2 protein-coding genes and 2 pseudogenes are annotated in these 3,012 nt (G+C 50.1%); 1 reads left to right on the forward strand and 3 read right to left on the reverse strand.

What is annotated here, in order from left to right:
• Nucleotides 1-218 (forward strand): annotated as a pseudogene (locus KDK14_RS18280) (hypothetical protein); the annotation flags it as partial.
• 37 nt (nt 219-255) lie between these two features.
• On the opposite strand, the pseudogene KDK14_RS18285 reads toward KDK14_RS18280, so the two are convergent.
• From KDK14_RS18285 to glnK, 3 genes and pseudogenes are all read right to left on the reverse strand, one after another.
• A pseudogene (locus tag KDK14_RS18285) lies at nt 256-514 on the reverse strand (transposase); the annotation flags it as partial.
• Nucleotides 515-958: 444 nt separating this feature from the next.
• Entirely contained in the window at nt 959-2,209 is a 1,251-nt protein-coding gene (locus KDK14_RS18290) for an ammonium transporter (protein ID WP_257266634.1), read from the reverse strand.
• Between the two features lie 121 nt (nt 2,210-2,330).
• A complete protein-coding gene (gene glnK / locus KDK14_RS18295) occupies nt 2,331-2,669 on the reverse strand; it encodes a P-II family nitrogen regulator (RefSeq protein WP_257266635.1) in 339 nt (112 codons plus the stop codon).
• Nucleotides 2,670-3,012: the final 343 nt, after the last annotated feature.

Consider the following 3,012-nt stretch of genomic DNA (forward strand, 5'->3'; position numbering starts at 1 on the left):
ATAGTACCAGCCCAAGTAGCCAGAAATATTCGATTCCATATGGCCAGCTACTTACAGAGGCTCAAATCTGGGGGAAGCCCAGAGTGCCTGATTATGAAAATGCCATTGATAAACAAATTGCAGCCACAGCCATCACCTATGGCCTGACGCTTGTTACCCGCAACACCCGGGACTTTATCAATACGGGGGTAAACAATTTAAACCCATTCTGGAATTGATCTCTGAGGGTTATAAGCGCCCCAAGCCGGGGAAAAATCATGAAACCCCGCACCCTGCGAGGACTTCAGACAGATATTGAGTGCTCATGGCTGCCTTTTTCTGCTTACGCTAAACCTGCTTTAAAGGTTTTGGTATTGTTCAGCATATTGACTGCCATATGTCGAAACCCAGTGAGCATTTCAGCGGCATTGCCTCTTCTGATTCGGCAATCATCTTCTCTCATTGCAACATCCATTTTCCAATGGCGTTTATTTTCAATTGCCCAGTGCTCTCTTGCAGCATGTGCAAACTCTTCTTTGCCAGACTTGACTTCAACCCTCTCCTCACGGCCAGAGCGCCCATCTGTCACTTTAAAATCAGGTGTGTAGTTTGCGGTTTTCCAAAGGAAGGGTACTCATACCCTGAAGGCTGGACCTGGAAAGAGGAAATAGCCTGGCGGAATTCAAGATGGTAACAAGCTTCAAATTCAAGGGTTGATTCTACAAGAGTGATTATCTGACGTGACGCTATTGAAACCAAAAATGCGTTTACTGCGTGATTTACCAATAGTTCTATCTTTCATAATCATACGTCTCCGGTTAACTACTGGAAAGTTAAACCAAAGACGTATGTTGTCAAATTATGATGGCAAAAAATTGTTAGTTTATCGTTTCTTGATTGTCAGCTTATTCCCCATATTGTCACCTTATTGGTAAATCGACAGGTACAGGGCAACTTATCCCAATTAATCATTCCCGACCTAAGACTTACTGGTGAACTCCGGGTAAGCTTCCATACCACATTCTGTGATGTCAGCACCCTCGTACTCTTCTTCTTCGGAGATACGCAGACCCATAATCGCCTTGATCACACCCCAGACAACCAGAGAAGTACCGAACACCCAGGCGAAGATACTGCCAATACCCAGCAGCTGAGCACCCAGGGTAGCGTCGCTGTTGGTCAGAGGTACCGCCAGCAGACCCCAGATACCCACAACACCGTGGACAGAGATGGCACCTACCGGATCATCGATACGCAGTTTGTCCAGCGCCAGGATAGAGAAGACAACCAGGGCACCACCAACCGCACCGATCGACGTGGCACCCAGAGCCGTTGGCGTCAGCGGTTCAGCGGTAATAGCCACCAGGCCAGCCAGGGCACCGTTCAGGGCCATGGTCAGGTCCGCCTTGCCAAACAACAGCCTGGCTACGATCAGGGCAGCAATCACACCACCGACAGCGCCAGCGTTGGTGTTGACAAAGATCTGGGCAACCGCGTTGGCATTTTCCACATCGGCAATCTTCAGCTGCGATCCGCCGTTAAAACCGAACCAGCCCAGCCAGAGAATAAAGGTACCCAAAGTAGCCAAAGGCAGGTTGGCACCGGGCATGGCATTCACCGCACCGCTGGACGCATACTTGCCTTTACGGGCACCAAGCAACAGCACACCCGCCAGAGCAGCAGAAGCACCCGCCATGTGCACCACACCGGAACCGGCAAAATCCTGGAAGCCCGCTGCGTTCAGGAAGCCACCGCCCCACTTCCAAAAGCCCTGTACCGGATAGATGAAACCCGTCATAAAGACCGCAAACAGCAGGAAGGCCCAGAGCTTCATGCGCTCAGCAACCGCACCGGAAACAATAGACATGGCAGTAGCCACGAACACCACCTGGAAGAAAAAGTCAGAACGCAGTGAGTAGTAAGGTGCATCGTCACCACCGGCAACCACCGACTCGACGCTGTTCTCAGTGCCCAGCAGCGTGCCGAACAGCGGCATGATGCCACCTTCGTTCGCCCCCGGATACATGATCTGATAACCGCAGAGCAGGTACATGGTGCAGGCAATGGCAAACAGGGCAATATTCTTGGTCAGAATTTCAACGGTGTTCTTTGAGCGCACCAGACCGGCTTCAAGCATGGCAAAACCGGCGGCCATCCACATGACCAGTGCACCACACATCAGGAAATAAAAAGTGTCGAGCGCATACGACAGTTGGTTTATATCTTCCACGGGACCCCTCCCAGTAAAATTCACATCTTTGTTATCTTTCTTTTCAGCCAAGGTTGTATAACATTATTGCAGCCCGGTGAAAGCATCAGTGGCTGCTAACAACTCATGCCTGTGACTGTTATCAGATAGCGTCAGCGCCAGTCTCTCCGGTACGGATCCGAATAGCCTGCTCCAGAGAGGTCACGAAAATTTTTCCGTCACCGATTTTGCCGGTATTAGCCGCATTGGAAACCGCTTCAATCACCTGATCCAGCAGGTCATCTGAAATAGCCACTTCAATCTTTACCTTGGGCAAAAAGTCCACAACATACTCTGCACCGCGATACAGCTCAGTGTGGCCTTTCTGGCGACCGAAGCCCTTGACCTCAGTCACAGTAATACCCTGAACGCCGATCTCAGAAAGCGCTTCGCGCACGTCATCAAGCTTGAATGGCTTGATAATGGCTGATACTAACTTCATGCATTATTCTCCTGGCTTTACTTTATATTCATCCGGGAGGGGTGACCTGGATGCGATAGTTTCCAAAGTCTACGCTTTTCCCTTTGTGTTACAACTGTCTGTTTTATTTCCCGGGCCTGCAAAAGGAAAACGAACCCTGCCAGTCTTGGTTTCAGGTGATCCCACCCGGTACTGGTTAAATGGTTGCTCCTGTCCAAGCAGGCTCTGTGCCAGTTTTCAGCCATCCCCATAAATAGGCATGATTGAAGGCTTCATGGACTCAAACGAGTGCCGAAACAGGGTACGCACCCAGGGCGGTAGAATCGGATGTACGTTCATGCAGAAATATTAACACTTCGTTATA

Origin of the sequence: Endozoicomonas sp. ONNA2 (assembly GCF_024606365.1) — a bacterium.
In the GTDB taxonomy this organism is placed as follows: domain Bacteria; phylum Pseudomonadota; class Gammaproteobacteria; order Pseudomonadales; family Endozoicomonadaceae; genus Endozoicomonas.